General features: G+C 66.6%; 28 protein-coding genes. 14 read left to right on the forward strand and 14 right to left on the reverse strand.

Going from position 1 to position 24,153, the window contains the following annotated elements; translation table 11 throughout:
* The 3 genes from galE to J6U32_RS06515 all read right to left on the reverse strand — a co-directional run bounded on the left by galE (nucleotide 1) and on the right by J6U32_RS06515 (nucleotide 2,468).
* Nucleotides 1-1,020 carry a UDP-glucose 4-epimerase GalE gene (gene galE, locus J6U32_RS06505; protein ID WP_208794051.1) on the reverse strand — a complete coding sequence of 340 codons (1,020 nt, stop codon included), beginning with the start codon at nucleotides 1,018-1,020 and terminating at the stop codon, nucleotides 1-3.
* Nucleotides 1,021-1,095: 75 nt separating this feature from the next.
* The gene (locus tag J6U32_RS06510) at nucleotides 1,096-1,992 is read right to left on the reverse strand and encodes a pyridoxamine 5'-phosphate oxidase family protein (RefSeq protein WP_208794052.1); all 897 of its coding nucleotides are present in this window, start codon (nucleotides 1,990-1,992) and stop codon (nucleotides 1,096-1,098) included.
* A complete protein-coding gene (locus tag J6U32_RS06515) occupies nucleotides 1,992-2,468 on the reverse strand; it encodes a VOC family protein (RefSeq protein WP_208794053.1) in 477 nt (158 codons plus the stop codon). Before J6U32_RS06515 ends, J6U32_RS06510 begins: the two co-directional genes overlap by 1 nt.
* Nucleotides 2,469-2,596: 128 nt before the next feature.
* Between J6U32_RS06515 and J6U32_RS06520 the strand changes: the two genes are divergently transcribed.
* Nucleotides 2,597-3,151: a CGNR zinc finger domain-containing protein gene (locus J6U32_RS06520; protein WP_208794054.1), complete on the forward strand. Its 555-nt coding sequence runs from the start codon at nucleotides 2,597-2,599 to the stop codon at nucleotides 3,149-3,151.
* An 18-nt stretch (nucleotides 3,152-3,169) separates the two neighbouring features.
* Here the strand turns inward: J6U32_RS06520 and rfbB are convergent, their stop codons facing one another.
* On the reverse strand, nucleotides 3,170-4,174 hold the full coding sequence (gene rfbB, locus J6U32_RS06525) for a dTDP-glucose 4,6-dehydratase (protein ID WP_208794055.1): 1,005 nt from the start codon (nucleotides 4,172-4,174) through the stop codon (nucleotides 3,170-3,172).
* 105 nt (nucleotides 4,175-4,279) lie between these two features.
* Here rfbB and rfbA point away from each other — a divergent pair, with 105 nt between their 5' ends.
* Together rfbA and J6U32_RS06535 are read left to right on the forward strand one after the other, a co-directional pair.
* Nucleotides 4,280-5,158, forward strand: a complete 879-nt coding sequence (rfbA, locus tag J6U32_RS06530) for a glucose-1-phosphate thymidylyltransferase RfbA (RefSeq protein WP_208794065.1) — start codon at nucleotides 4,280-4,282, stop codon at nucleotides 5,156-5,158.
* Nucleotides 5,155-5,775 (forward strand): dTDP-4-dehydrorhamnose 3,5-epimerase family protein, encoded by a 621-nt coding sequence (locus tag J6U32_RS06535; RefSeq protein ID WP_208794067.1) that lies wholly within the window; start codon nucleotides 5,155-5,157, stop codon nucleotides 5,773-5,775. The genes rfbA and J6U32_RS06535 overlap by 4 nt, the downstream gene beginning before the upstream one ends.
* A gap of 16 nt (nucleotides 5,776-5,791) precedes the next feature.
* On the opposite strand, the gene J6U32_RS06540 is transcribed toward J6U32_RS06535, so the two are convergent.
* The gene (locus tag J6U32_RS06540; RefSeq protein ID WP_208794069.1) at nucleotides 5,792-7,144 is read right to left on the reverse strand and encodes a M1 family metallopeptidase; all 1,353 of its coding nucleotides are present in this window, start codon (nucleotides 7,142-7,144) and stop codon (nucleotides 5,792-5,794) included.
* Nucleotides 7,145-7,439: 295 nt separating this feature from the next.
* On the opposite strand from J6U32_RS06540, the gene J6U32_RS06545 reads away from it, so the two are divergent.
* Complete coding sequence (locus J6U32_RS06545; protein WP_208794071.1) at nucleotides 7,440-7,868, forward strand: DoxX family protein; 429 nt, start codon at nucleotides 7,440-7,442, stop codon at nucleotides 7,866-7,868.
* 82 nt (nucleotides 7,869-7,950) lie between these two features.
* Nucleotides 7,951-8,613, forward strand: a complete 663-nt coding sequence (locus J6U32_RS06550) for a hypothetical protein (RefSeq protein WP_208794072.1) — start codon at nucleotides 7,951-7,953, stop codon at nucleotides 8,611-8,613.
* A gap of 9 nt (nucleotides 8,614-8,622) precedes the next feature.
* Here J6U32_RS06550 and J6U32_RS06555 read toward each other — a convergent pair whose 3' ends face one another.
* Nucleotides 8,623-9,198, reverse strand: a complete 576-nt coding sequence (locus J6U32_RS06555; protein ID WP_208794074.1) for a hypothetical protein — start codon at nucleotides 9,196-9,198, stop codon at nucleotides 8,623-8,625.
* 94 nt (nucleotides 9,199-9,292) lie between these two features.
* Between J6U32_RS06555 and J6U32_RS06560 the strand changes: the two genes are divergently transcribed.
* Nucleotides 9,293-9,826 (forward strand): DUF5709 domain-containing protein, encoded by a 534-nt coding sequence (locus tag J6U32_RS06560; RefSeq protein WP_208794076.1) that lies wholly within the window; start codon nucleotides 9,293-9,295, stop codon nucleotides 9,824-9,826.
* 11 nt (nucleotides 9,827-9,837) lie between these two features.
* Here the strand turns inward: J6U32_RS06560 and J6U32_RS06565 are convergent, their stop codons facing one another.
* Nucleotides 9,838-10,563 carry a Clp protease N-terminal domain-containing protein gene (locus J6U32_RS06565; RefSeq protein WP_208794078.1) on the reverse strand — a complete coding sequence of 242 codons (726 nt, stop codon included), beginning with the start codon at nucleotides 10,561-10,563 and terminating at the stop codon, nucleotides 9,838-9,840.
* 175 nt (nucleotides 10,564-10,738) lie between these two features.
* On the opposite strand from J6U32_RS06565, the gene egtB reads away from it, so the two are divergent.
* Entirely contained in the window at nucleotides 10,739-12,010 is a 1,272-nt protein-coding gene (gene egtB, locus J6U32_RS06570; RefSeq protein ID WP_208794080.1) for an ergothioneine biosynthesis protein EgtB, read from the forward strand.
* Nucleotides 12,007-12,975, forward strand: a complete 969-nt coding sequence (gene egtD / locus J6U32_RS06575; protein ID WP_208794082.1) for an L-histidine N(alpha)-methyltransferase — start codon at nucleotides 12,007-12,009, stop codon at nucleotides 12,973-12,975. Before egtB ends, egtD begins: the two co-directional genes overlap by 4 nt.
* On the opposite strand, the gene J6U32_RS06580 is transcribed toward egtD, so the two are convergent.
* Nucleotides 12,956-14,011, reverse strand: a complete 1,056-nt coding sequence (locus J6U32_RS06580; RefSeq protein WP_208794084.1) for an LLM class flavin-dependent oxidoreductase — start codon at nucleotides 14,009-14,011, stop codon at nucleotides 12,956-12,958. The two genes, egtD and J6U32_RS06580, sit on opposite strands and share 20 nt — an antisense overlap.
* 144 nt (nucleotides 14,012-14,155) lie before the next feature.
* Between J6U32_RS06580 and J6U32_RS06585 the strand changes: the two genes are divergently transcribed.
* Nucleotides 14,156-14,539: an SHOCT domain-containing protein gene (locus tag J6U32_RS06585; RefSeq protein WP_006372401.1), complete on the forward strand. Its 384-nt coding sequence runs from the start codon at nucleotides 14,156-14,158 to the stop codon at nucleotides 14,537-14,539.
* An 87-nt stretch (nucleotides 14,540-14,626) separates the two neighbouring features.
* On the opposite strand, the gene J6U32_RS06590 is transcribed toward J6U32_RS06585, so the two are convergent.
* Nucleotides 14,627-15,424 carry an HAD-IIA family hydrolase gene (locus J6U32_RS06590; protein ID WP_208794085.1) on the reverse strand — a complete coding sequence of 266 codons (798 nt, stop codon included), beginning with the start codon at nucleotides 15,422-15,424 and terminating at the stop codon, nucleotides 14,627-14,629.
* A gap of 88 nt (nucleotides 15,425-15,512) precedes the next feature.
* On the opposite strand from J6U32_RS06590, the gene J6U32_RS06595 reads away from it, so the two are divergent.
* Nucleotides 15,513-15,872, forward strand: coding sequence for a VOC family protein (locus J6U32_RS06595; protein WP_208794087.1), 360 nt, complete (start codon nucleotides 15,513-15,515; stop codon nucleotides 15,870-15,872).
* Here the strand turns inward: J6U32_RS06595 and thiD are convergent, their stop codons facing one another.
* Nucleotides 15,873-16,745, reverse strand: a complete 873-nt coding sequence (thiD, locus tag J6U32_RS06600; RefSeq protein ID WP_208794089.1) for a bifunctional hydroxymethylpyrimidine kinase/phosphomethylpyrimidine kinase — start codon at nucleotides 16,743-16,745, stop codon at nucleotides 15,873-15,875.
* On the reverse strand, nucleotides 16,742-18,433 hold the full coding sequence (gene thiC / locus J6U32_RS06605) for a phosphomethylpyrimidine synthase ThiC (RefSeq protein ID WP_244332653.1): 1,692 nt from the start codon (nucleotides 18,431-18,433) through the stop codon (nucleotides 16,742-16,744). Before thiC ends, thiD begins: the two co-directional genes overlap by 4 nt.
* 353 nt (nucleotides 18,434-18,786) lie before the next feature.
* Between thiC and J6U32_RS06610 the strand changes: the two genes are divergently transcribed.
* The 4 genes from J6U32_RS06610 (at nucleotide 18,787) to J6U32_RS06625 (ending at nucleotide 22,043) form a co-directional block, all read left to right on the forward strand.
* Nucleotides 18,787-19,134 (forward strand): GNAT family N-acetyltransferase, encoded by a 348-nt coding sequence (locus J6U32_RS06610; protein ID WP_208795986.1) that lies wholly within the window; start codon nucleotides 18,787-18,789, stop codon nucleotides 19,132-19,134.
* Between the two features lie 110 nt (nucleotides 19,135-19,244).
* Entirely contained in the window at nucleotides 19,245-20,006 is a 762-nt protein-coding gene (locus J6U32_RS06615) for a siderophore-interacting protein (protein WP_208794096.1), read from the forward strand.
* Nucleotides 20,007-20,139: 133 nt separating this feature from the next.
* Nucleotides 20,140-21,063 carry a hypothetical protein gene (locus tag J6U32_RS06620; protein WP_208794098.1) on the forward strand — a complete coding sequence of 308 codons (924 nt, stop codon included), beginning with the start codon at nucleotides 20,140-20,142 and terminating at the stop codon, nucleotides 21,061-21,063.
* A gap of 38 nt (nucleotides 21,064-21,101) precedes the next feature.
* Nucleotides 21,102-22,043 (forward strand): ABC transporter substrate-binding protein, encoded by a 942-nt coding sequence (locus J6U32_RS06625; RefSeq protein WP_432276993.1) that lies wholly within the window; start codon nucleotides 21,102-21,104, stop codon nucleotides 22,041-22,043.
* Between the two features lie 29 nt (nucleotides 22,044-22,072).
* Here the strand turns inward: J6U32_RS06625 and J6U32_RS06630 are convergent, their stop codons facing one another.
* Genes J6U32_RS06630 through J6U32_RS06640 form a run of 3 tightly spaced genes read right to left on the reverse strand, consistent with a single transcriptional unit; the run spans nucleotide 22,073 to nucleotide 24,145 of the window.
* Complete coding sequence (locus J6U32_RS06630; RefSeq protein ID WP_208794100.1) at nucleotides 22,073-22,582, reverse strand: barstar family protein; 510 nt, start codon at nucleotides 22,580-22,582, stop codon at nucleotides 22,073-22,075.
* 13 nt (nucleotides 22,583-22,595) lie between these two features.
* Nucleotides 22,596-23,135, reverse strand: a complete 540-nt coding sequence (locus J6U32_RS06635; protein ID WP_208794102.1) for a ribonuclease domain-containing protein — start codon at nucleotides 23,133-23,135, stop codon at nucleotides 22,596-22,598.
* Nucleotides 23,132-24,145 (reverse strand): N-acetylglutamate synthase, CG3035 family, encoded by a 1,014-nt coding sequence (locus tag J6U32_RS06640; protein ID WP_208794103.1) that lies wholly within the window; start codon nucleotides 24,143-24,145, stop codon nucleotides 23,132-23,134. Before J6U32_RS06640 ends, J6U32_RS06635 begins: the two co-directional genes overlap by 4 nt.
* Nucleotides 24,146-24,153: the final 8 nt, after the last annotated feature.

Here is a 24,153-nt window from a genome sequence, read left to right on the forward strand (position 1 = left end):
TCAGGCGTCGGGATAGCCGTTCGGGTTGTTCGACTGCCACCGCCAGGTGTCGGCGCACATGTCGTCGATCGTCTTCGTCGCATACCAGCGCAGATCGGCGTTGGCGCGCGACGGGTCGGCGTAGGAGGCGGCGATGTCACCGGGGCGTCGCGGGGCGATCTCGTACGGGATCTCCCGGCCGCTGGCCCGCTCGAAGGCCTTGATCACCTCGAGAACCGAAATGCCTTGTCCGGTACCGAGATTCCACACCGACATCGGCTCGTCGTGGCTGCCGACGCGCTCGAGTGCCGCGACGTGACCGGCCGCGAGATCGTCGACGTGGATGTAGTCGCGCACACCCGTGCCGTCGGGGGTGGGGTAGTCGTCACCGAACACCGACAGTTTCTCGCGCCGCCCGACGGCGACCTGCGCGACGAAGGGCATGAGGTTGTTGGGGATGCCGGAGGGGTCCTCGCCGATCTGCCCGCTCGGATGCGCGCCGACGGGGTTGAAGTAGCGCAGTGCCGCGATCCGCCACGACTCGTCGGACGCGGCGACGTCGCGCAGGACCTGTTCGATCATCACCTTGGTCCACCCGTACGGGTTGGTGGCCGAGGTCGGGGAGTCCTCGGTCATCGGCAGCACCGGCTCGGCGCCGTACACCGTCGCCGACGACGAGAACACCAGCGTGTGAACGTCGTGGCGGCGCATGGCGCGTAGCAGCGAGAACGTCGAATCGAGGTTGTTCTGGTAATAGTCGAGCGGTTTGGCGACCGACTCGCCGACCGCCTTGAACCCCGCGAAATGGATGACCGCGTCGATCTGCTCACCGGCGAAGAGATGTTCGGTCTTGTCGTAGTCGGTCAGGTTGAACGCATGAACCGGCAGGTGGACCCCGGTGAGCGCCTCGAGCCGGCCGATCACCGTCGGTTTGGCGTTGGAGAAGTCGTCGACGATCACCACATCGTGGCCGGCCTCGACGAGTTTGATCACCGTGTGGGAGCCGATGTAGCCGGCACCGCCGCTGACGAGTACGCGCATGAGCACCACGGTAGAAGGTCGGGCTGGGAAGTGCTCGTGCGGCCGGTGTGTGCCGGATGTGTTGCACCGGCTCGGTCAGTGGTCGCTCGCGACCGCGATCGAGGCCGGGGAGTATTCGACCGGACCGTATCGCCACGGCAGCACCCCGGAGCGGTGCACGACGTGGCCGACGGTGATCTCGACGGTCCGTTCTTCCGGCGTCGCATACCGCACCGTGGCGCGACCGGTGATCTGCAGCAACGCACCCGTATCGAAGTCGGGGACGGTCAGACCGGCCCGGTCGTCGAGCTCCAGGTTGCCCAGGCTGTTGAACATGGCGTTGCCGGGATGATCGGCGAAGCCGATGACGGTTCCGTCAGGGCCGCACTGCAAGAAGCCGGGCATCCCGCCGCGATGCGAGCAGTCCGCCCCGAAGCCGGGTGCGATGGTCGCGAGGACGGCGGTGTCGGCGCGATGCAGTAGCTCGATATCGGCCTCCGTCAGGTGCGCGGTGTCGGTACGTGTTGTCTGCACGACGGGGTCGGTGCCGACCGCCGGCCGGTGTGGTCGACTCTGAATGTATTTGGGGCAGTTGGCATAGCACTGGTCGACGTCGATGCGAATGCCGTCGGCGTCGGGGTGGACGGTGCCGTTGATGCGCGCCCGTCGGCGCCGGGTGAGGTCGATGGCCAGTAGCCCGACCTCCGATCCCGCGTCGAGGCGGTGCAGGGGATCGTCGGCGGCCGGATGCGGCAGGTGCAGGGTGGTGTCGTCGACGACCTCGATCAGACCGGCGTCTCCGACGAGTGTCGACGCCCAGATGCGGTGCGCCGCATCGATACCGCTCAGATGAATCCACGGCTGGTCGGCGAGGAAGCCGATCAGCGGTGTCGGCATGCTCGATCGGATGGTGCGTGCCATGCGCGCGCCGGCCTCGGCCAGGCCGGCGCTGCGCTGGGCGGCCAGTTCACCGGCGTGGAAGCCGGTGGCCATCAGAAGAATCCGCAGCTGGGGGTGCCGTCGTCGCGGGTCGGGTGAGTCTGCGCGCCCTCGGCGGTGCAGATCTCGATCCGGATGCCGTCGGGGTCGGTGAAGAAGATCCCGCCCGAGGTCATGCCGGGCATGTGCGCGAGGATCTCGTCGTAGATCAACGGTACGTCCCGCGAACGCAGGAATTCTTGTGCGGCTTCGACATCGGCGATCGTTGGCACGTTGAACGCCAGATGGTGCAGGCCGGCCATGGCCGTCGGGAACTCGTCGGCGCTCTGTTGCCACAGCGTCAGGATCAACTCGGCGCCGCGCCCGAGGAAAGCGAATTCCCGTCCGGGCTCGTCGCTGCGTCCCAGCACGTCGAAACCGAAGACGCCCGAGTAGAAATCGACCGATCTCGCCAGGTCGGTGACGTTGAGTGCGACGTGTCCGGTCGCGGCCGCCTGCAGTGGTGAGGTCTCGGATGTGGGTGCGGACATGATGCCTCCTGGCTGGTCACCGTCGGCGGGATGCTGCCGGTGTAACTGTCTAAATGACGTTAGGGGGTTAGTGGCCGCGGCGCAAGGGGGTGCCCGCACAAGTGGCGACCCGCCTCTACCCTGGGATCATGACCTCGCAGGCCGATCCGCGCCCGCTCCTCGGCGAGCCGCTCCCGCTGGATCTTCTCGACACCCATTGGATCGAGGGTGGCCGCCTGCAGGATCTGCTGGAAACCGTTGACGGCGTCGAGATCTGGCTGCGTTCGGCGATCCTCGACGAGCGGTACCGGCCGGAGCGGGCCGACGCGGCATTGCGTGCGGCGCTGTGCACGACGCGGGAGGCGATCGCCGCGGTGGCCCGGCGGCCCGCCGAGGAGGAATCCCGATTTGCGCTAAATGCTGTTCTGGCCCACGGGCATCGCGAGCTGTCTCTCGGCGCCGACGGGGTGCAAGACGAGCTTGTCGTCGATGATCCGGCATGGACGGTGCCGTGGCTCGCCGCCGAAGGCTATCTCGACCTCCTGGCACGGGTACCCGACCGGATTCGGCAATGTCAGCATCCACAATGCGTGCTCTGGTACCTCGACACCAGCCGTTCGGGGACGCGGCGGTGGTGTTCGATGGCGATCTGCGGCAACCGCACCAAGGCGCGGCGGCATCAGCAGGCGCAGGCCGGGAGCTGACCGGGACCGCGCGTCGGGCTATCCCAGGATCTTCTCGGTGACCGAGTACTTCTGCTCGGCACTCGTCTTGGCCGCACGCCACCAGTCGGGATGTTCGCGATACCAGTCGATCGTCGCCGCGAGTCCGGAGCGGAAATCCACATACTGTGGTCGCCAACCCAATTCGGTGCGCAGCCGCGTGGAGTCGATCGCGTAACGGCGGTCGTGGCCGCGCCGGTCGGTGACGAAGTCGAACGCGTCGCGCGGTTGCCCGAGCAACTCCAGGATGGTCTCGACGACGGTGCGGTTGTCGACCTCGCCGTCGGCGCCGATGAGGTAGGTCTCGCCGATGCGGCCGGCATCGATGATGGTCCACACGGCGTCGTTGTGGTCGTCGACGTGAATCCAGTCGCGCACGTTGCGTCCGTCGCCGTAGAGACGGGGCCGCACCCCGGACAGGACGTTGGTGATCTGGCGCGGGATGAACTTCTCCACGTGCTGATACGGCCCGTAGTTGTTGGAGCAGTTCGACAGGGTCGCCGCGACGCCGAACGAGCGCACCCAGGCACGAACGAGCAGGTCGCTGCCGGCCTTGGTGGAGCTGTAGGGGCTCGACGGGTTGTAGGGGGTCTGCTCGGTGAAGCGTGCCGGGTCGTCGAGTTCGAGGTCCCCGTAGACCTCGTCGGTGCTGATGTGGTGGTAACGCACCCGGTGTCGGCGGACCGCCTCGAGCAGGGTGTAAGTGCCCACGAGGTTGGTCTGCACGAAGGCCGACGGATCGGCCAGGGAGTTGTCGTTGTGCGATTCGGCGGCGAAGTGCACGACGAAGTCGGAGTCGGCGACGAGGCGCTCGACCAGCGGTGCGTCGGCGATGTCGCCTTCGACGAGCTCGACGGAGTCGGCGACCGGCTCGAGAGTCGCGGGATTGGCGGCGTAGGTCAGCTTGTCCAGCACCCGGATTCGGGCGTCGGGGCGATTCTCGACGGTGCGCAGCACGAAGTTCGCGCCGATGAATCCGGCGCCCCCGGTGACCAGCACGCGCATGTGAATCGAGCCCTTCGGTGTCGGAGACAGATGACGCTGTCGACGATGATGACGCTGTACGAGGATACCGAGAGAGTCCGACTTCGGCCCGCTACCCTGTCACCCATGCGCGGGATCATCCTGGCCGGGGGTACCGGCAGCCGGCTCCACCCCATCACGCAGGGGGTGAGCAAACAGCTGGTCCCCGTATACGACAAGCCGATGATCTACTACCCGCTGTCGACGCTGATGCTCGCCGGGATCCGGGAGATCCTCGTCATCACCACGCCCAACGACGCCGACGCATTCCGTGGGCTGCTCGGCGACGGCGGTCAATTCGGCGTCGAGCTGAGCTATGTGACGCAGGAGTCGCCGGACGGGCTCGCGCAGGCGTTCACCCTCGGTGCCGATCACATCGGCGACGATTCGGTCGCCCTCGTCCTCGGCGACAACATCTTCTACGGCCCCGGACTCGGCTCACAGTTGCAGGGTTTCGGCGACGTCGACGGCGGTGCGATCTTCGCGTATTGGGTCGCCGAGCCGGGTGCCTACGGCGTCGTCGAGTTCGACGAGTCGGGGACGGCGATCTCGTTGGAGGAGAAGCCCGCCGCACCGAAATCCAACTATGCGGTTCCGGGTCTGTACTTCTACGACAACGACGTCGTCGAGATCGCACGGGGGTTACGGCCCAGTGCGCGTGGAGAATACGAGATCACCGACATCAACGACCACTATCTGCAGCGCAGCAAACTCAAGGTCACGGTGTTGCCGCGGGGTACCGCCTGGCTCGACACCGGCACCTTCGATTCGCTGCTCGATGCGGGCAATTTCGTGCGGACCGTCGAACAACGGCAGGGGCTCAAGATCGCGGTCCCCGAGGAGATCGCCTGGCGTCGTGGATATCTCGACGACGATCAGCTCGCGGCCCGGGCCGAGCAACTGCGCAAGTCCGGTTACGGCGACTATCTGTTGGACATCCTCGCCCGCGGAAAGGGATTCGCATGAAGGTCCGAGAACTCTCGATCGCCGGTGCCTGGGAGCTGACCCCGGTACTGCACGGCGATGCGCGCGGGGTGTTCACCGAGGCGTTCAAGGCCGACGTCCTCGCCGAGACCATCGGGCACCGCTTCGACCTCGCGCAGGTGAACCTGTCGGTGTCGGCGGCCGGGGTGTTGCGCGGCGTGCACTTTGCTGACGTCCCGCCCGGACAGGCCAAATACGTCACCTGCGCCACCGGAGCGATTCTCGACGTGATCGTCGACATCCGAGTCGGCTCACCGACATTCGGTACCCACGACACCGTCCTACTCGACGACGTCGACCGCCGCGCGGTGTATCTGTCGGAGGGGTTGGGCCATGCCTTCTGCGCGCTCGCCGACAACTCCACGGTCACCTACCTGTGTTCGACGGGCTACAACCCGGGTGCCGAGCACGGGATCAATCCGATGGATCCCGAACTCGGGATCGACTGGCCGACGCTCGCCCGCGACGGCAGTCCACTGGTCTACGAACTGTCCGCGAAGGACACCGCGGCCCCGGGTTTGGACGCCGCACGGGCGTCCGGTCTGCTGCCGCGATTCGACGACGTCGAGGACTACGTGCGCGCGCTGGGCGAGAAGTGATCTCACACAACGTGGTTCAGGGTGTCGGGTAGGCCGGAAGCTCGGGGGTGAACAGCCACTGTTGCCACAGGTCCTGCAACGGGGCCGAGGAGAAATTGGCCGCGAGGGCGATGAAGTCCTCGGTGGTCACCGAGCCGTACCGGTATTTGTCGGTCCAGCGGTGTAGCAGGGCGAAGAAGTTGCCGTCACCGATGGTCAGTCGCAGAGCGTGCAGCGTGATGGCTCCGCGCTTGTAGACCCAGTCGTCGAACATCTTTCGCGGTCCGGGGTCGGCGAGTGCGACCCGCACCGGACTCGCGGCGAGCTTGGCGTAGTAGTGCCGGGCCCACTCGTCGGCACTGCGGCCTCCCGAGCGCTGGCTCCACAACCACTCGGCGTAGCAGGCGAATCCCTCGTGCAGCCAGATGTCGCGCCACCGCGCCAGCGTCACCGAGTTGCCGAACCACTGATGCGCGAGTTCGTGGGCGACGAGTCGCTCCGAGCGCGACGTGCCGTCGCAATGGTTGGCGCCGAATGTCGAAAAGCTCTGCGCCTCAATGGGGATCTCGAGCGGATCGTCGGTGACGACCACGGTGTACCGCGGAAACGGATACGGGCCGAACATCTCAACGAACGCCTCGACCATCTCCACCTGGCGGCCGAAGTCGATGTCGAGATTGCGGGTCAGTCGCGGCGGGAGCACCGCGTCGACCGGAATCGGCTTGGTGGCCAACGACACCTTCTTGTATGGCCCGACCTGGATGGACGCCAGATACGTCGACATCGGCTCGACCTGTTGATAGACCCAGGTGGTCTGGGCCGCGCGTACGCGTTTGGATTCCAGGACGCCGTTGGCCAGGGCGTAATACGGGCTGTCGGTGGTGATCGCGATCCGGTACGTGGCCTTGGCGAGCGGATGGTCGTCGCAGGGGAACCACGACGCCGCACCGTTGGGTTGGTTGGCGCACAGCGCACCCTCGGTCAGTTCTTCCCAGCCGACCTCACCCCAAGCGCCGCGGATCGGCCGCGGTGAGCCGTGATAGCGCACCACGATCGTCATCGCGCCGCCCGGCGGAATCGGTGCGGCCGGGGTGATGGAGAGTTTCTTGTTGCGGTGCGAATAGCGCACCCGCTTGTTGTCGACGGTGACGCGCGAGACGCTCAGCGTTCCGGCGAGATCGAGGGTGAAGCGTTGGAGGGCGACGTACGACGTCGCGGTGAGCGTCGCGGTGCCCTCGAGTCGGTTGCTGGTGACCTTGTACTCGAGTTCCAGGTCGTATCGGGAGATGCGGTAGCCGAGGTTCCCGTTGTCGGGGAGGTACGGGTCCAGTTCGTCGGCGGGTGATCCGAGGAGGGGCTGTCGCGATGCCTTGACCGACTTTCCCCGCACTCAACATCTCCCTCGTCCTCGGTGGCGTGTCACATGGTCGGTCCGGTTCTCCGGGCACGCGGGCGTCGCGGGTCGGTCACGGGCTGATTGCGATGGACTCGACCGGGTGACGATCGCGTGTCGGGCCACCTGTTCGAGCACCGACCGTGCGGAAACTCAGAGTACCCGTCGAGGGGTCGGTGGGCATCGTATGCCGGTGTGCCGCGATTGTAAGCGGACCATGGTCCGTATATCTTGGGTTCGGTCAGAGCAACGCCCCGCCACGACGTGGCGGATCGAGAAACGGAAGTGGCACATGAACGGTCTTCGCGGCATCGCACTCCTGGCAGCCCGGGTGATCCTGGGCTATGTCTTCATCATGCACGGCTGGCAGAAGCTCCATACCAATGGAATCGACGCCACCACGGCGTTCTTCAAGTCGGTGAACGTTCCCTGGCCGGAGTTCTCGGCGTACTACGCGGCGTGGGTCGAGCTGGTCGGCGGAATCCTGCTCATTCTCGGGCTGCTGCTGCCGCTGGTCTCGATCCTGCTGGTCATCGACATGATCGGCGCAATCGCCACAGTGCACTGGGATCACGGATTCTGGAGCAACGACGGCGGCTACGAGTTCCCGCTCGCGCTCATCGCGGCACTGCTGGCCGTGGGATTCGCCAACGCCGGAAACTTCGCGGCGGACAGCTACGTCTTCCGGCGTCGTCGGGGTGGGCGCGCGGTCGAGGTCTGACCACCCCCATCGGGTGAATGTGATGTCCGGTTGGTCCGATCGGACGATGGTCACGGCGTTCCCGGCGACCTAGCGTCGACGGATGCACCCGGACACGCCGGAACCCGAGTCGGGCAGACGATTTCCGCTGGCCTACTCTGCGGTGCCGCCACCACCACCACGATTCGCGCCGCCGCCGGCTCTGCCGATGTCCGGGTTCGTCGGAGCGCAGTGGCCGGTTCCGGAGGGGCCCAGTGCGGTGCCCATGCCATGGCAGGTCGTTGTTTTCGGGGTGTATCAGTTGGTGATGACGGTGTTCGCCGTCGTGGGCGGGATCGTCGGGGTGGGGCTCAACGGAGGCGGATTCGAGCGCACCACAACTTACGAGGTGCGCGACACCGGGGAACTGGTGATCTCCGACAACAATGCCGAGGTCGTGGGTGTGATCGTTGCCGGGCTCATCACCGTCTACGCGCTGGCTTGTCTGACCGCAGCGATCCGCTATCTGCGCGGGAAGCGCGGGGCGCGACGTTTCTTCATCGTGATCTGGGTGATTCCGTCGGTCTTCACCGTTCTCGCCGTCGTGCTCGCTGTCGCGCTGGAACCTGCTGCGCTGAGCCCGTGGCATGTGTTGTTGACGGCGGGCTCGATGATTCTCGTCATCGTTCTGCCCGGTTATTTCTTGTTCAACGCCCGGACCCGCGAGTACTTCAGCCCGCACGCCGTCTTCATCCGCGAATCACTGCGCCGCTCGGGGCGGCGATGACGAACCGCCTCAGGCCACCAACCCGTCGATCGTCGTGCAGGTGAACGGCGGGTCGTCGGCGGCGAGTCGTGACCGCAGATCGCCGAGGTCGGCGAGGACGTCGTCGGCGTGGCGCAAACCCACCCCGTCGATGGTTCCCGGCGTGACCAGGGCTTCGGGGTCGAGGTCGTGGCGATGGGCCAACGCGGCGCCGAGGAGCCGATGGGCCTGGTCGCGGTCGACGTCCCAGAGGGCGTCGGCGGTCAGCAGATACAGGCGGACCGCGGGCGGGTAGTCGTCGAGATGTACCAGCGCCCACGCCCAGTGCTTGGCGACGTCGACGGTGTCGCACTCGCCGCGCCCATGCGTGCGCACGTATTTGCCGTGCAACTCGCGGCACAGCGGCGTCGCGTCGGCCCACAGGCCCAGGTGCGACATGCAGCGCACCGAGTCGTGGAGGTTGGACAGATACATCGGCGAGTACGGTCCCTCACGTCGCGACCGGATCTCGCGCAGCACCGAGAACTCGGCCAGCGCGTGTCCGTATTCACCCGCGGAGAGCAAGGACCGGGCTTCGTCCTGCATTTCCTCGATCACAGTCGTCATTGTCGCCGAATCCGGGCACAAACGTGATCTGTTTCACAAAGACGTAACCGCTCCGAGCCTCGGTGCGGGGCCGAAGGACCTCGTTCGGCCGGGCATGCTGGCCCGCGGTCGCGCGGCCTGGCATCGTGAAAGTGTGAGCGGTTACGAGAACGACAGCACCCCCGAAGGCTCGGACGGCGAGTACAGCCTCGACCCCGACGATCAGCTGCAACCCGAGGACACGCTCGATGATCGTGGCGTCGACGACGTCCTGGACGAGGGCTTCTCCCCGCCCGATTACGCGCCCAAGGGTGCCGTGCACGGGCTGACCGCGCAGGAGATGCGCGAGGGGGAGACGCTGGACGAGAAGCTCTCCGAGGAGGAGCCCGACGTCGGGGCGAGTGATCCGCTCGACGACATCGCCGCCGATGAGCGCCGCGACTGGCGGTCGCACGAATCCGACGCCGACGACGAGTTCGTCGAGGATGCCGATCAGGTGGGCGGGCGTCGCGCCGGCCGATTGCTGGCGCCCGACGCCGGCGACTACCGCGACGACGAGGCCGAGGCCGTCGCCACCGACTGCGGGATCGACGGGGCGGGCGCCAGCGCCGAAGAGGCTGCGGTGCATGTCGTCGGCGACGAGGACTGACGTCTCGATCGCTAGGTCTTCAGCTGTGAGAGTTGTTCTTCGACAGCCGACTTCGTTGCCTCGGCATCGGCGCCCGCGTCGCGCAGGCGTGCGCCCACGGCCTGATCGGTGAACAGTGCCAGCAGCAGGTGCTCGGTGCCGACGTAGTTGTGCCCGAGTTCCAGCGCCGTCCGAACCGTCTGTTCGAGAACCGCTTTGGCGGCGTCGTCGTAGGGCAGGACGGTGTCGGCATCGCGATTCGCGGTGGGATCGGTGTCCACCGGCGCGGTGGTATCGGTCAAGACCGTCGGGTCGACGCCCTGTGCGGTGAGTACCAGTGTGGCCAGTGACGACGAGTCGGAGGCCAGTCCGTGGGCCAGGTGGGTCGAGCCGACGGTGCGTGCGCCGGTGGCAACCGCGTGATTGTGCGCCGACGAGATGACGTTGCGTGCTCGTGGGGTGAAGCGGCTGAACGGACTCGGTTCGTCGGACGCCGGGTTGCGGCCGACAAACCGTTTCTGTGCAGCCTGTTTCGTCACACCCATACTGGCGCCGATCTGCGTCCACGACGCGCCGGAGCGGCGGGCCTGATCGACGAAGTGTCCGATGAGGCTGTCGCCGACGTCGCCGAGGTGGGCGGCGGCGGTCATGGCGTCGGTGAGTTGTTCGAGCGGATCGTCGTGGACCTTGTGGATCGCGCTGATCAGGTCGTCGAGGCGGACTCCGGTCAATTGGGTGGGTGTGGGGTTGTCGCTCATGCGTCAACTCTAGGTTGACGCCCCTGTTGCGTCAACCATGAGTTGACGCCGACGAACGGAGTGGACGAACGGTGGATGCGCGCATTGTCCTCGTTGACAGTCGGCGCAGTCGTGGGAACGATGGAGTGGACGGGGTCGATGAACCCCGCGTCCGCACGCCACGGGAGGACCTCCAGTGAGCATCACCGAACGTATCTCCGTACCCACCGATCAGTCGCCGGCGCAACGCTTTCGAGAAGTCCGGGAGCTCACCGACCTACTGGCCGACCGGTTGTCGCCCGAAGACCAGACCCCGCAGTCGATGACCGAGGCCAGCCCCGCCAAATGGCATCGGGCCCACGTCACATGGTTTTTCGAGGAGTTCATCCTCCGCCGTGATCCCGGCTACGTGGTGTACGACGAGACCTACCGCTATCTGTTCAACAGCTACTACGAAACCGTTGGCGAGCGCCATCCCCGACCGGATCGGGGTCTGGTCACGCGCCCGGGCGTCGACGACATCACGCATTACCGCAACTACGTGGACGCGGCGATGGAAAGTGCCCTGACGCGTGGCGCCCTCGACGACGCCGCACTCGATCTCGTCGAACTGGGCTGCAATCACGAACAGCAACACCAGGAGTTGCTGCTCATGGACATCAAGCATCTGTTCTCGACGATTCCGCTCACCCCCGGCCCGATCTACGTCGACCGCGAACTCGATGTGCCGAGCGTGCCCGGTCCGATGACATGGCGTTCGGTCACCGGTGGCGTCACCGAGGTCGGTGCCGATCCGGGAGCCGGATTCTCCTACGACAACGAGGGACCGCGGCATCGAGTCTTCTTGGAGGACTTCGAGATCGCCGAGCGCCCGGTCACCAATGCCGACTGGCTGGAGTTCATCGCCGACGGCGGTTATCGGCGCCACGAGCTGTGGTTGTCCGACGGATGGGCGCACCTGCGGCAGACCGGTTGGCAGGCGCCCGGCTACTGGCACCGCGACGACGACGGACAGTGGACGACGTACACGCTCTCGGGACGGCGACCGCTCGATCCCGGTGAACCGGTGCTGCATGTGAGCTTCTACGAGGCAGATGCCTACGCCCGGTGGGCCGGAGCCCGTCTGCCCACCGAATTCGAATGGGAGACCGCCGCATCCACGCTCGGTGCCCAGCGTGCAGAGTTGTTGGACCCGGATCGTTGTCACCCCCGATCGGTCGCCGGATCCGATGAGGCGGCGATGATCGGCAATGTGTGGGAATGGACATCGAGTGCCTATCTTCCGTATCCGGGATTCGTCCCGGCGAACGGGGCGGTCGGCGAATACAACGGAAAGTTCATGAGCGATCAACATGTTCTGCGCGGCGCGGCCGCCATCACGCCCCGCGGCCACGAGCGCGTGACGTACCGCAATTTCTTCCCGGCACCGTCGCGGTGGGTGTTCGCCGGACTGAGGCTCGCCCGGTGACCGTCGAGACACTGCCACCGCTGGCCGCCGACGCTCTCGCCGGATTATGGTCCACCCCGCCGGTGTTGCCGACGAAATGGCTCTACGACGAGCGCGGCAGCAGGCTGTTCGACGAGATCACCCGACTACCCGAGTACTACCCGACCAGACGTGAGACCGCGATCCTGCGTGATCACGCCGACGACATCGTCGATGCCACGGACGCGGCGATGATGGTCGAATTCGGTTCGGGCACATCGACCAAGACCCGGCTGCTCCTCGACGCGTTCACCCGCGCGGGTCAGCGGATCGGCCATCGCCCGGCCGGACGATTCGTCTACGTGCCCGTCGACGTCAGTGCCGAGATGCTCACCGAATCCGCAGGCATCCTCGCCGGCGACTATCTGGGGATCGATATCCGGCCGGTGGAAGCCGATTTCACCGATACCGGGCTGGTCCTGCCGTCGTGCGATGGGTCGCGGTTGGCGGTGTTCCTCGGCGGGACGATCGGCAACTTCGACGACGACGGGCGCCGCGCCTTCTTCTCCGGCCTTGCCACCACCCTCGCCCCCGGCGACTACTTCCTCCTCGGCGCCGACCTCATCAAGGACACCGGTCGGCTCGTCGCCGCCTACAACGACAAGGCCGGGGTGACAGCGGATTTCAATCGCAACATGATCGAGGTCCTGCGCACCGGGCTCGACGCCGTCGGGCTGTACGCCGACGACTTCGACCACATCGCCCGGTGGAATCCCGAGCGCCACCGCATCGAGATGTGGTTGCGGGCGCGGCGGGAGATCGACGCCTACTTCGGTGACCTGCAACGTCGTTGGCGCTTACCGGCCGGTGCCGAGATCCGGACGGAGATCAGCACCAAATTCGATCTGCCGGTGTTGCACGGCGAACTCGCCGAGGCGGGACTGGCGCCCGTCACGAGCTGGACAGACCCGATGGGAGATTTCTCCCTCACCCTCGCTCGTCGGTGACCGCGTCGCCCAGGATCTCACGGACCCGCGGGATGACCTGTGTGCCATAGAGCTCGACGCTGCGCATCATGGCGCGATGCGGCAGTGTGCCGTGGGAGTACTTGAGGTCGAAGCGATCGAGCCCCAAGGCCCGCACGGTGTGGGCGATCTTGTGCGCCACGGTCTCCGGTGAACCGACGTAGAGCGAACCGCCGGGTCCGGTCGACCGGTCGAACTCGATGCGCGTCGGGGCGGGCCAACCGCGTTCGGCGCCGATCCGCGCCACGTATGCGCGGTAGTGCGGCCACAGTTCGTCGCGGGCCTGCTCGTCGGTGTCGGCGACGTGGCCGGGTGAGTGCACGCCCACCGGGAGGTCGGTCGGTTTGTCGAACTGAGCCAACGCCCGTCGATACAGGTCGGCGTACGGGGCGAATCGTAGGGGATCGCCGCCGATGATGGCGAGCATGAGCGGTAGGCCGTACCGCGCGGCGCGCACCACCGACTCCGGGCTGCCGCCGACCGCGATCCACGTCGGTAGCGGGGGAGTCTCGAGCGGTGGGTGGACGATCTGAGCGGTCAGCGGTGCGCGGGTGGCCCCCGACCAGGTGACCGGCCGGCCGGTTCGCAAGTGGGCGAACAGATCCAGCTTGTCGGAGAACAGTTCCTCGTACTGTTCGAGGTCGAAGCCGAACAACGGGAATGACTCGGTGAACGATCCGCGGCCGAGGATGACCTCCGCACGACCCGACGACAGCGCGTCGAGTGTGGAGAAGCGCTCGAATACGCGGATCGGGTCGTCGGAACTGAGGACGGTGACCGCCGTCCCGAGCCGGATCCGGGTGGTGCGTGCGGCGATCGCCCCGAGTACCACCTCCGGCGCGGAGACGGCGTAGTCGTCGCGGTGATGTTCACCCACGCCGAGGAAGTCGACGCCGACCTCGTCGGCGAGAACCGCTTGATCGAGCAGGTCGCGGATCGACTGGGCCGCCGAGTTCGGTGCGCCTGCCTCGTTGACCGTCACATCGCCGAAGGTGTCGAGCCCGAGTTCTACGTTCACCCCACCGATTGTGCCGAACCGGCGTCAGTTGGGGACGTTGGTCATGAATTGACCGCCTTGCGGGTGTGATTTCATGTTTTTGTGAGATGCTGAGTCCGGTCAGAAAACTGACCATGCACTCTGATCTCTTAAGGAGCACTCCCGATGTGGGATTCGTTCTGGAACTTCTTGTGGTCGATGGTGATCATCTTCGCGTTCGTCGCGTACTTGATCGTTCTCTGGTACATCATCGCCGACCTGTTCCGTGACCATAAGGCCTCGGGCTGGTCCAAGGCGATCTGGGTGATCTTCCTGATCATCCTGCCGTATCTGACGGCGCTCGCCTACCTGCTGGTCAAGGGGCAGGGAATGGCCGAGCGTGCCCAGAAAGCCGCAGTCGAATACAAGAAGGAATCCGACGATTACATCAAGACCGTCGCGGGTACTTCTCCGGCACAACAGATCGCCGATGCGAAATCGCTTCTCGATTCCGGTGCGATCAACAATGAAGAATTCGAGCACCTGAAGGCGAAGGCGCTCGCGCACTGAGCCCGATCACTACAACGACCGCCCGCTTCGATCGACGAAACGGGCGGTCGTTTCTTGTGGTGGGGACCGCCGGAGGGTCGTTGCGCGCTACAGACTCTCCGGCTCGGAGACGAACGGATGATCGGTGTGCCCGACGAGGTCGGCGACCGAGGCGATGACGCGTGTGGGCCGGTACGGGTAGAGCTCCACCGACTCCGGCGTCGAGATCCCCGAGAGCACCAGGATCGTCTGCAGGCCCGCCTCGAGTCCGGAGATGACGTCGGTGTCCATCCGGTCACCGATCATCAGGGTGTTCTCCGAGTGGGCCCCCATCCTCCGCAACGCCGAACGCATCATCAGCGGATTCGGCTTGCCCACGTAATACGGGTCGCGGTTGGTGGCCCGGGTGATGAGCGCGGCGACCGCACCGGTGGCCGGCAACGAACCCTGGGTGGACGGTCCGGTCGCATCCGGATTGGTCGCGATGAATCGGGCGCCGCGCTCGACGAGCCGGATCGCGGTGGTGATCGCCTCGAACGAATAGGTCCGTGTCTCGCCGAGAACCACGTAGTCGGGGTCGACATCGGTGATGACATAGCCGATTTCATGCAGGGCGGTGGTCAGGCCGGACTCGCCGACCACATACGCCGTGCCGTTCGGACGCTGGGTGTCGAGGAAGCGGGCCGTCGCCAGAGCCGAGGTCCAGATGGCGTCCTCGGGGATGTCGAGGCCGGTCCGCAGCAGGCGCGCACGCAGATCGCGTGGCGTCCGGATCGAGTTGTTGGTGAGCACGGTGAACGGAATCCCGTTGTCGCGTAACTCCGTAATCAGTGCGTCGGCGCCGGGGATCAGGTGCTCCTCGCGGATGAGCACGCCGTCCATGTCCATGAGGTAGTTCCAACTCATGGTGCCAACGCTACGGGGTCGTGTCCGGCCGTGGCGACCCCTGTTGCGGCGGACCGTTTCGTCGAGCAGCCCACCTATGATGAGCACCATGGAACTCTCGCGCGCGGTACCGATCCTGACGGTCGACGATCTCGATGCCGCGGTGCGGACCTACCGCTCGGTGCTCGGGCTCGACGTGCTGATGAACCTCGGGTGGATCGCCACACTGGGCAATGCCGCGACCGCCGGTGGCGGCACCGCCCAGTTCAGTGTGATGACCCGTGACGCCACCGCGCCGGTGAACCCGGTTGCCTCACTGGAGGTTTCCGACGTCGACCAGGCCTACGCCGAGGCGCTCGCCGAAGGCGTCGAGATCGTGCACCCGCTGACCGACGAGGAGTGGGGTGTGCGCCGGTTCTTCTTCGCCGACGCCGACGGCAATGTCGTCAACGTGCTGTCGCACGCATGATCACCGCGTGGGTGCTTGCGGACTGATCTCCACCCGCCAGAGCGGGTTCACCGGACCGTGACCGGCGCCGAGGGGGTAGGCGGCCTCGAGTCCGCGCGTCACCCACTGTTTGGCGAAGGCCACCGCCTCGGGCACCGAACGGCCGTGGGCGAGCGCCGAAGCGGTGGCCGCGGCCAGCGTGTCACCGGCTCCGTGGTCGTGGCCGGTGTCGACGCGTGCGTGTGTGAACTCGTGGAACTCCGCGCCGTCGAACAGCAGATCGGGGCTCTGATCGCTCGACCGGAGATGCCCACCCTTCACCAGGGCCCACTGCGGCCCCAGATCGTGCAGTGCCCGCGCGGCATCGCGCTGGGTGGACTCGTCGACCACCTCGATGCCGGTGATCAGCCGTACTTCGTCGAGGTTCGGGGTGACGATGGTGGCCAGCGGAAAGAGTGTGGTGCGCAACGTGTCCAGGGCTTCGGTGGCCAGCAGCGGATCTCCGTGCATCGACGCACACACCGGGTCGAGAACGAACGGGATGTCGGTGTCGCGGCCGATGCCGGCATCGGCGCACGCCTGCGCGACGGCGGCGATGATCGGTGCCGAGGCGAGCATCCCGGACTTGGCCGCACTCACGCCGATGTCGGAGACCACCGAATCGATCTGCGCGGCCACCACATCCGGAGTGATTTCCTGAAAACCGCTGACGCCCAGCGAGTTCTGCACGGTCACCGCGGTCACCGCGACGCATCCGTGCAGGCCCAACAGGGCGAAGGTGCGCAGGTCGGCCTGGATGCCCGCGCCACCACCGGAATCCGACCCGGCAATCGTCAGCACCCGCACGGGTGTCGATCCCGGTGCGGCGGTGGGCAACAGGGGTACGTCGGTCACGCAGAACTCCCGGCGTCGATCGGCAGGTAGATCCGGCCACCCGCATCGGCGAACTCGGCCGACTTGGCCGCCATCTCCTCGTCGATCTTGCGGTCGATGTCCTCGGCGGTCACCAGATTGTTCTCTTCGGCATAGGCGCGGACGTCGGCGGAGATGCGCATCGAGCAGAACTTGGGACCGCACATCGAGCAGAAGTGGGCGGTCTTGGCCGGCTCGGCGGGCAGCGTTTCGTCGTGGTATTCGCGGGCGGTGTCCGGGTCGAGGGCGAGGTTGAACTGGTCGTTCCACCGGAACTCGAAGCGCGCCTTGGACAATGCGTCGTCGCGTTCCTGTGCGCGGGGATGTCCCTTGGCGAGGTCGGCGGAGTGTGCGGCGATCTTGTAGGTGATCACGCCGACCTTGACGTCGTCACGATCGGGCAGCCCCAGATGCTCCTTGGGTGTCACGTAGCACAGCATCGCGGTGCCGGCCTGCGCGATCATCGCGGCGCCGATCGCCGAGGTGATGTGGTCGTACGCGGGTGCGATGTCGGTGGCCAGAGGCCCCAGGGTGTAGAACGGTGCCTCGGAGCAGAGTTCTTCCTCGAGGCGCACGTTCTCGGCGATCTTGTGCATCGGCACGTGGCCCGGACCCTCGATCATCACCTGCACACCATGGGATTTCGCCTTCGTGGTGAGCTCACCGAGGGTACGTAGCTCGGCGAACTGCGCCTCGTCGTTGGCGTCGGCGATCGACCCGGGACGAAGACCGTCGCCGAGGGAGAAGGTGATGTCGTAGCGGGCGAAGATCTCGCACAACTCGTCGAAATGTGTGTAGAGAAACGATTCCTCATGGTGCGCCAGACACCAGGCGGCCATGATCGATCCGCCGCGCGAGACGATGCCGGTGACCCGGCGCGCGGTCAGCGGGACATAGCGCAGCAGGACCCCGGCGTGCACGGTCATGTAGTCGACGCCCTGCTCGGCCTGCTCGATCACGGTGTCGCGGTAGATCTCCCAGGTCAGCTTGAGGGGGTCGCCCTTGACCTTCTCGAGGGCCTGATAGATGGGTACCGTGCCGACCGGCACGGGCGAATTGCGCAGGATCCACTCGCGGGTCATGTGGATGTCGGAGCCGGTGGAGAGGTCCATGATGGTGTCGGCGCCCCAGCGGGTGGCCCACACCATCTTCTCGACCTCCTCGGCGATCGAGCTGGTGACGGCCGAATTGCCGATGTTGGCATTGACTTTCACCGCGAATGCCTTGCCGATGATCATCGGTTCGGATTCCGGATGACGATGGTTGGCGGGGATCACCGCGCGCCCGGCGGCGACCTCGCGGCGCACCACCTCTACCTCCACGCTCTCGCGCGCAGCGATGAACCGCATCTCCGGTGTCACCAGACCTGCTCGGGCCCAGGCCAATTGGGTCGCCGCACCGTCGACCGGGGCGGGCCGCTGCCACTGATCGCGAGTGGGGGCGAGGCCGTTGGCGACGTCGATGCTCTCCCGTGGATCGGTGTAGGGCCCTGATGTGTCGTAGACGTCGAGATGCTCGCCGTTGGTGAGGTGGATGCGTCGCTGCGGAATCCGTAGTTCGTCGACCTCGAGGTAGTGCTTGGTGCTGCCCTGAATCGGGCCGGTGGTGAGGATATCGTTGTCGACGGCCCCGGTGGTGGATACCTCGGTGGTGGATACACGTGTGCCCATGAGCGTTCTCCCTACGCCGGCATTACCCGGACAGGTTCGGGCGGTCGGCGACCGCCAGTCGCCCTCTCAGCCCCCGGATCGTGGGAGCCCCCGCGTGGTGAAGTTGTGTGAGCTGTGCGCGACGAAGCGCGCACACGACACCATACCCGGATTCGCCGGTGCCGGAACCCCCGCCGCGTCGTCGACCCGTAACCGGGTGGTCGGGAGGTTGTTTCCGCGAGACGCCTTGCGCCTACGTAACCGTAGGGTAGGGTGTGACCCGGATCACAGAGGTGGGTCCGTCGTCGGAGGGGCGCCGACGACTCGTATTTCGTTGTCGTGTCACCGCGACGTGATGAGGGGTTATGAACACAATGAATCGCAAACACCGGCATCGCCCGCCGCAGTCGGCGCAATCGATTCTGCAGCAGATCTCCCAGGTCGTGCACAATCCGGATCGGGAGCGATTCGAGCTCTGGGTTGCGGGCGATCTCGTCGGCGTCCTGGGTTACTCGATCGAGGAGAGGGACGGTCAGCGCACGGTGACCGTGCTGCACACCGTCCTCTACGACGAGTACACCGGCCACGGGCTCGGCACGCGGCTCACCCGCGGGGCTCTGGCATTCATCCGGGATCAGAACGCCCGCGTACGCCCGGTGTGCACCTTCACCAAACAGTTCCTCGACGGCCATCCCGGGATCGTGCCGATGGCACCGGTCTGAACTGTGTCGATGGCACCGGTCTGAACTGTTCGAGCCAACGCACGGGCACCGTCCCGGTTGGTTAGGCTACCCTGACCTCGAATCGACTTCGAGGAAAGGGGCCGTCTCCCATGGCCGAGACCACACACAAGGCGCCGTCGCGCGGGTGGCAGGGGGCGGTGCTCAAACTGCTGCGTGCCGACGATTACGAGTTCACGGTCACCAGCACCGAGAAGATCACCGAGTACTACATCAGGCTCGGCTTCACCGGCGGTGGTGTGCTCACCGATCGGCCGGTCCATCCCACGATGTGGGTACGGCTGTGGTTCGAGTCGAACGGCAAGGCCCATCAGCGTGGATACACCCTCGCCGACCCGGACCCGGCCACCGACAGTTTCTTCATCGAGTTCGCCGTCCACGACGGCGCGGCACTGCGATGGGCGTTGGCCGCCAAGCCTGGTGACACCATCAGCGCCACCTTCATGGGCTCCAAGTTCGCGATCCCCGAACCCGCGCCCGCCGGCTGGCTCGTCGCGGGCGACCCGGCCTCACTTCCCGCGATCAACTCGCTCCTCGACGCGCTCAGCGCGTCGTCGGGGCCGCAGGTCGGCGCGACGATCTGGTTCGAGTATTCCCACGACGACGACCGCGACCTGCCGATCCGGCTGCGCCCACAGGACACCATCCATTGGATCGCGCGTGGCGCCGACGGGAGCGCTCTCGTCGAGGCGGTGCGTGCTGCGGCCACGGCACAACCCGACCATTTCGGTTGGGTGGCACTCGATTCGGTGAATACCCGGGTGGTCGCCGACGTGTTCCGCACCGAATTCGGACTCGGCAAGAAACGTGTCAAGGCGCTGGCCTACTGGCAGGTCGACGCGGCCCCGTCCTGATCGGCATCCGTACGGATGAATCTCGCCCATCCGTACAAACCGGGCTTGGGTTTGATGCCGTATGCAGGTTAGCCTTTCCTGAACAGGGGCTTCGGGGGAGTGAAGGTCCTGCTGCCACGACAGGAGCACGACAGTGACACAGGCGCATGGGACACAGGCGTACGGGACACAGGGGCACGGGGCCACACCCGGCTATCCGGGTCAGGCATACGAGAGTGGGGCTTACGACACCCCCTACGGAGACGACCAGCCGACCGAGCAACACGCAGCCGCGGCTGGAGAGGTCGAGCCGGCAGAGTCGGAAGGCCAAGATCCGGAAGGCCCAGACGAGGGCGTGTCGGGTGGCTCGTCGCTCAACTGGCCCACGGTGCTGGCGTCGGCCGGTGTCGCCGCGGTGATCTCGGCGCTGATCGTCACGATCGGGGTGGTCGGGCTGCTCGTGGTCGACAACCGCAACGGACTGCAGAATACGGCCGCCCAGCCGACGGTGGTGAACCTCGGCGGCGCCCAAAACGCGCAGGCGCCGGCGGCACCGGGTGCCGCGGCACCGTCGGCGCAGGCGCCGGGTCAGGTGCCCGCCGCGGCGCCGACCGAGGCCGTCCCACCGGCCGCCGGCGCGGTGACCCCGACCGCGGCGGTCCCCGCGCAGCCGGCCGCACCACAGACAGGCGCACCCCAGGCCACCGCGCCCGCGGCGGTTGCCCCGGCGGCTCTGGCGCCGGCGCAGCTGACCACCAAGGTCAAGCTCGTGATGAACACCGGCGCACCCCGCGCCACCCGCGCCGCCGAACTCCAAGGCGGTCAGCAGGCACTGACGTCGGTCGACGCCGTGTCGAGGTTGTTGGCCGCATATCCCAATTCCGGGTTCAGCTATCAGATCATCGGCCCGGTGACCGTGAGCGGTACCACGATGAATGCGCAGCTTCAGATGTCCTTGGTGGGCAACGGGTCTCGCTACAAGCCGATGAGATGGCTGTGGTTGGACGGCAAGTGGAAGCTCTCCAACGAGAGCGTCTGCGGCATCGCCTCCTACGCCATGATCCCGTGCTCGGTATGAGGGCGGGCGTGGCCGGGACGCGGGCACTGCTCGGAGTGATGATCACCGCTGCGGTGATCATCGGACTCGCCGCCTGCTCGTCGCCCGACGAGTCGGATTCCGGTGGCTCCGTACAGATCAACCTGCCCGACGGCCGGTCGGTGACGATCCCGCAGACCCCCACGCGGATCGTCACCCTCGGTGGGCAGTGGACCGATGTGCTGCTGTCGTTCGGGCAGAAACCGGTCGGCTACTACGACGCCATCCAGGCCACCGCCAAGCAACTCCCGCCGTGGTACGGCACCAAGCTCGCCGACTCCACGCCGCTCAACCCCAACGGGGACATCGTCGCCGATGTGGCCAACCTCAAGCCCGACCTCATCGTTGCGCCCGGATTCGCCTCGATGAGCGGGGTTTTCGACAAACTGACGAAGATCGCGCCGACCATCGACAAGATCAGTGGGGCCCAGGTCGATCCGTGGCAGGACATGGTCACCCTGATGGGCACCATCCTGCATCAGCCGGGCAAGGCCACCCAGATCATCTCCGGCGTCGACGCCAAGATCAACGCCATCGCCGCGGAATACCCGGGGCTGAAGGGCAAGACGTACTCGTTCGCCTACATGTATGGGTCCGACCAGATCTCGGTCCTCGGTGATCCGCAGGACGGGGCGGGCAAACTCTTCACCTCACTGGGACTGACGATGGCACCCCGGCTGGTGCAACAGAGCACGACGACCGGACAGCCGAGATTCCAGATCAGCGCCGAGAACCTGCCGTGGCTCAACTCCGACGTCCTGGTGATGGCCACCCAGTCCGACGCTCTGCGTACCCGCCTCGTCGGGCTGCCCGGATACCGCAACCTCACCTCGGTGAAGACCGGCGCGGTGTCGATGATGGATCAGGTACAGATCACCGGACTCAATGAGCCGTCACCGAACGCCACCGTCTACGTCCTCGACCGGTTGCGTCCGGCCCTGGCCCGCGCGGCGGGACAGTAGCGCCGCCGAGACCGGCGGTCGGGAATCCCTCAGCTGTCGGGGATCACCGACGCGACGGCGATGCCGGTGGCCCGCCACCGCGCCAGGGTGGCCCGACGTGCCGACACCGGCGTCGAGAGCAACACGGCGAATGTGGCCGGGGGATCGGCGAAGTCGCGGTAGTGATCCCGGTAGAACACCAATGACCGCGCGAACCAGGTGAATGTGTCGTCGGCGTGCGGCAGCACGTGCTGCGCGTCGGTGAGCACGGTGAGGAATCCGGTGATCCCCGCGGGCTGATCGAGATCGCGCATGCAATCGTCGAAGGCGTCGGCGTTGCGCCCGAAATGGTCGGGGAATCGCCAACTCCGGGCGAACTCGTCGAACACGTCGGGGCGAGTGGTCAGTCGGGTGCCGGCGATCACCCGTACCCGGAAGTCGTCCGGTCGGGGCACGTCGACGGTGGCCATGTCCTCGGGGCCCTCGATCAACCCCACCGCCGGCCCGTGTCCGGCGGCACCGATCAGGAACTCTTGCAGCGACACCCGTTGTGCCGTCATGTCTTGTGCGTCTTCATGAAGTCGGGCCCCTGATGAGTACGAAGGTCTGATAGTGGTCGTCGGTGTACCAGGCCGATCCGTCGCTGCCGGTGACGATGCGCTCGGCGTCGCGGGATCGGCCCGGTCTCTTCGGGTTGACGTCCCATTCGCGGTACGTGATCGCCTTTCCCGATGACGTGGCCGACGGCAGCCGACCCTCGTTGTTGCGGAACACGATTCCGCCATGGGTACCCGGTGCGTTGGCTGCCGCGGGCCACGTGCCCGCATCGATGAGCGCCAGCGTCTCGCGCACCCGGGCGGGAACCCGGCTGCCCGCCGGGGCGGATGTGGATGGGGTGGATGTGGACTGGGCGGAGGTGCTTCGTGTGCTCGAGTGTGCGCTCGGCGACGAGGCCCCCGGCGTCGAGGTCGTGGCATGGGAGTTGTCGATCACCCAGATCACGATCACGACGACGGCGATCACCACCAGCGCGGCCGCGGAGATCACTGCCTGCCGACGACGCCGAGCCGGACTCGGGGTGGGTGTACCGCGACCTCTCGCCCCGCCGGTCACGACGACGTCCGCAGTTCGATGTAGCGGTAACGGTGATGTAATGCGAAACCGCGTGCGCGATACCAGGTACCGGCGATCCGGTTGCCGGACTCGACCTGCAGGTACGCGCGTGCGGCCCCGTTCTCGGCACCCCATTGCCGCAATCGTGTGAGCATGGCGTCGCCGAGGTGCTCGCGGCGTCGTGTCGGATCGGTCCACAGCGCCGTCAGGCCGAGCATGCGTGTGCCATCGGGCGATTCGGTGACCGCGCCGCGACCGATCGCGATCGGGCAGCCCGCATCCTCGATGGCGGCGAAGGTCACCGGCGCGTCGTCGAGGGTCGCGCCCAGTACCGGCGTGGCCGCCGTGATGTCGGTGTCGGGGCCGAGATAGGCCCGAAGCCAGTCAGGGGTGGGGGCGGGGCGCAGTGTGACGTCCGGGTGTTCGGCGAGTGGACGATCGGTGCTTGGCCCGGCGGTCAACACGTGGATGACCGTGGACGCGGGCACGCCGTCAACCCCGGGCGGTACCAGTCGTTCGGGTGTCGCGATCAGGGTCGGCAGATCGCGGGCGGCATACCAGGATTCGATGGCCGATCGGGTGTTCGGGTCGAGGCGCGCCGAACGATCAAGGGCGATGGCCGAATTGGCGCGCCGGGAGATGCCCGCACCGGCCCGCACCAACCAGCCGTCGATCCACGCCTGCTCGGTGCCGGGCCAGGCGGCGGCCGCGGCGTGCTCGAGGGCGCGAATCTCGCTGTTGCGCACGGGAGCCGCTGACAACACGCGCAACGAGGTGATCGCCGAGCGTGGTATCGCCTCGACGGTGCCGTTCCGGTCGAGGCGAACGGGGTCCCCGTCGTCGACGAGGAACCCGGTCACATCCGATTGGGTGGGGCCGCCGGCGTGTGCCGGAGCCGGATTGGGGGAGTCACGCCAATCGGCGGGAGTCGCCTCGCCCAGCAGATAGCGCACCACGACGCGGTCGCCCCGGTATGCGCCGAGGTCGGGCCCGTCGTCGCCCACCGCCATCGCCGGAA

The organism is Gordonia polyisoprenivorans (genome assembly GCF_017654315.1).
Classification (GTDB): domain Bacteria; phylum Actinomycetota; class Actinomycetes; order Mycobacteriales; family Mycobacteriaceae; genus Gordonia; species Gordonia polyisoprenivorans_A.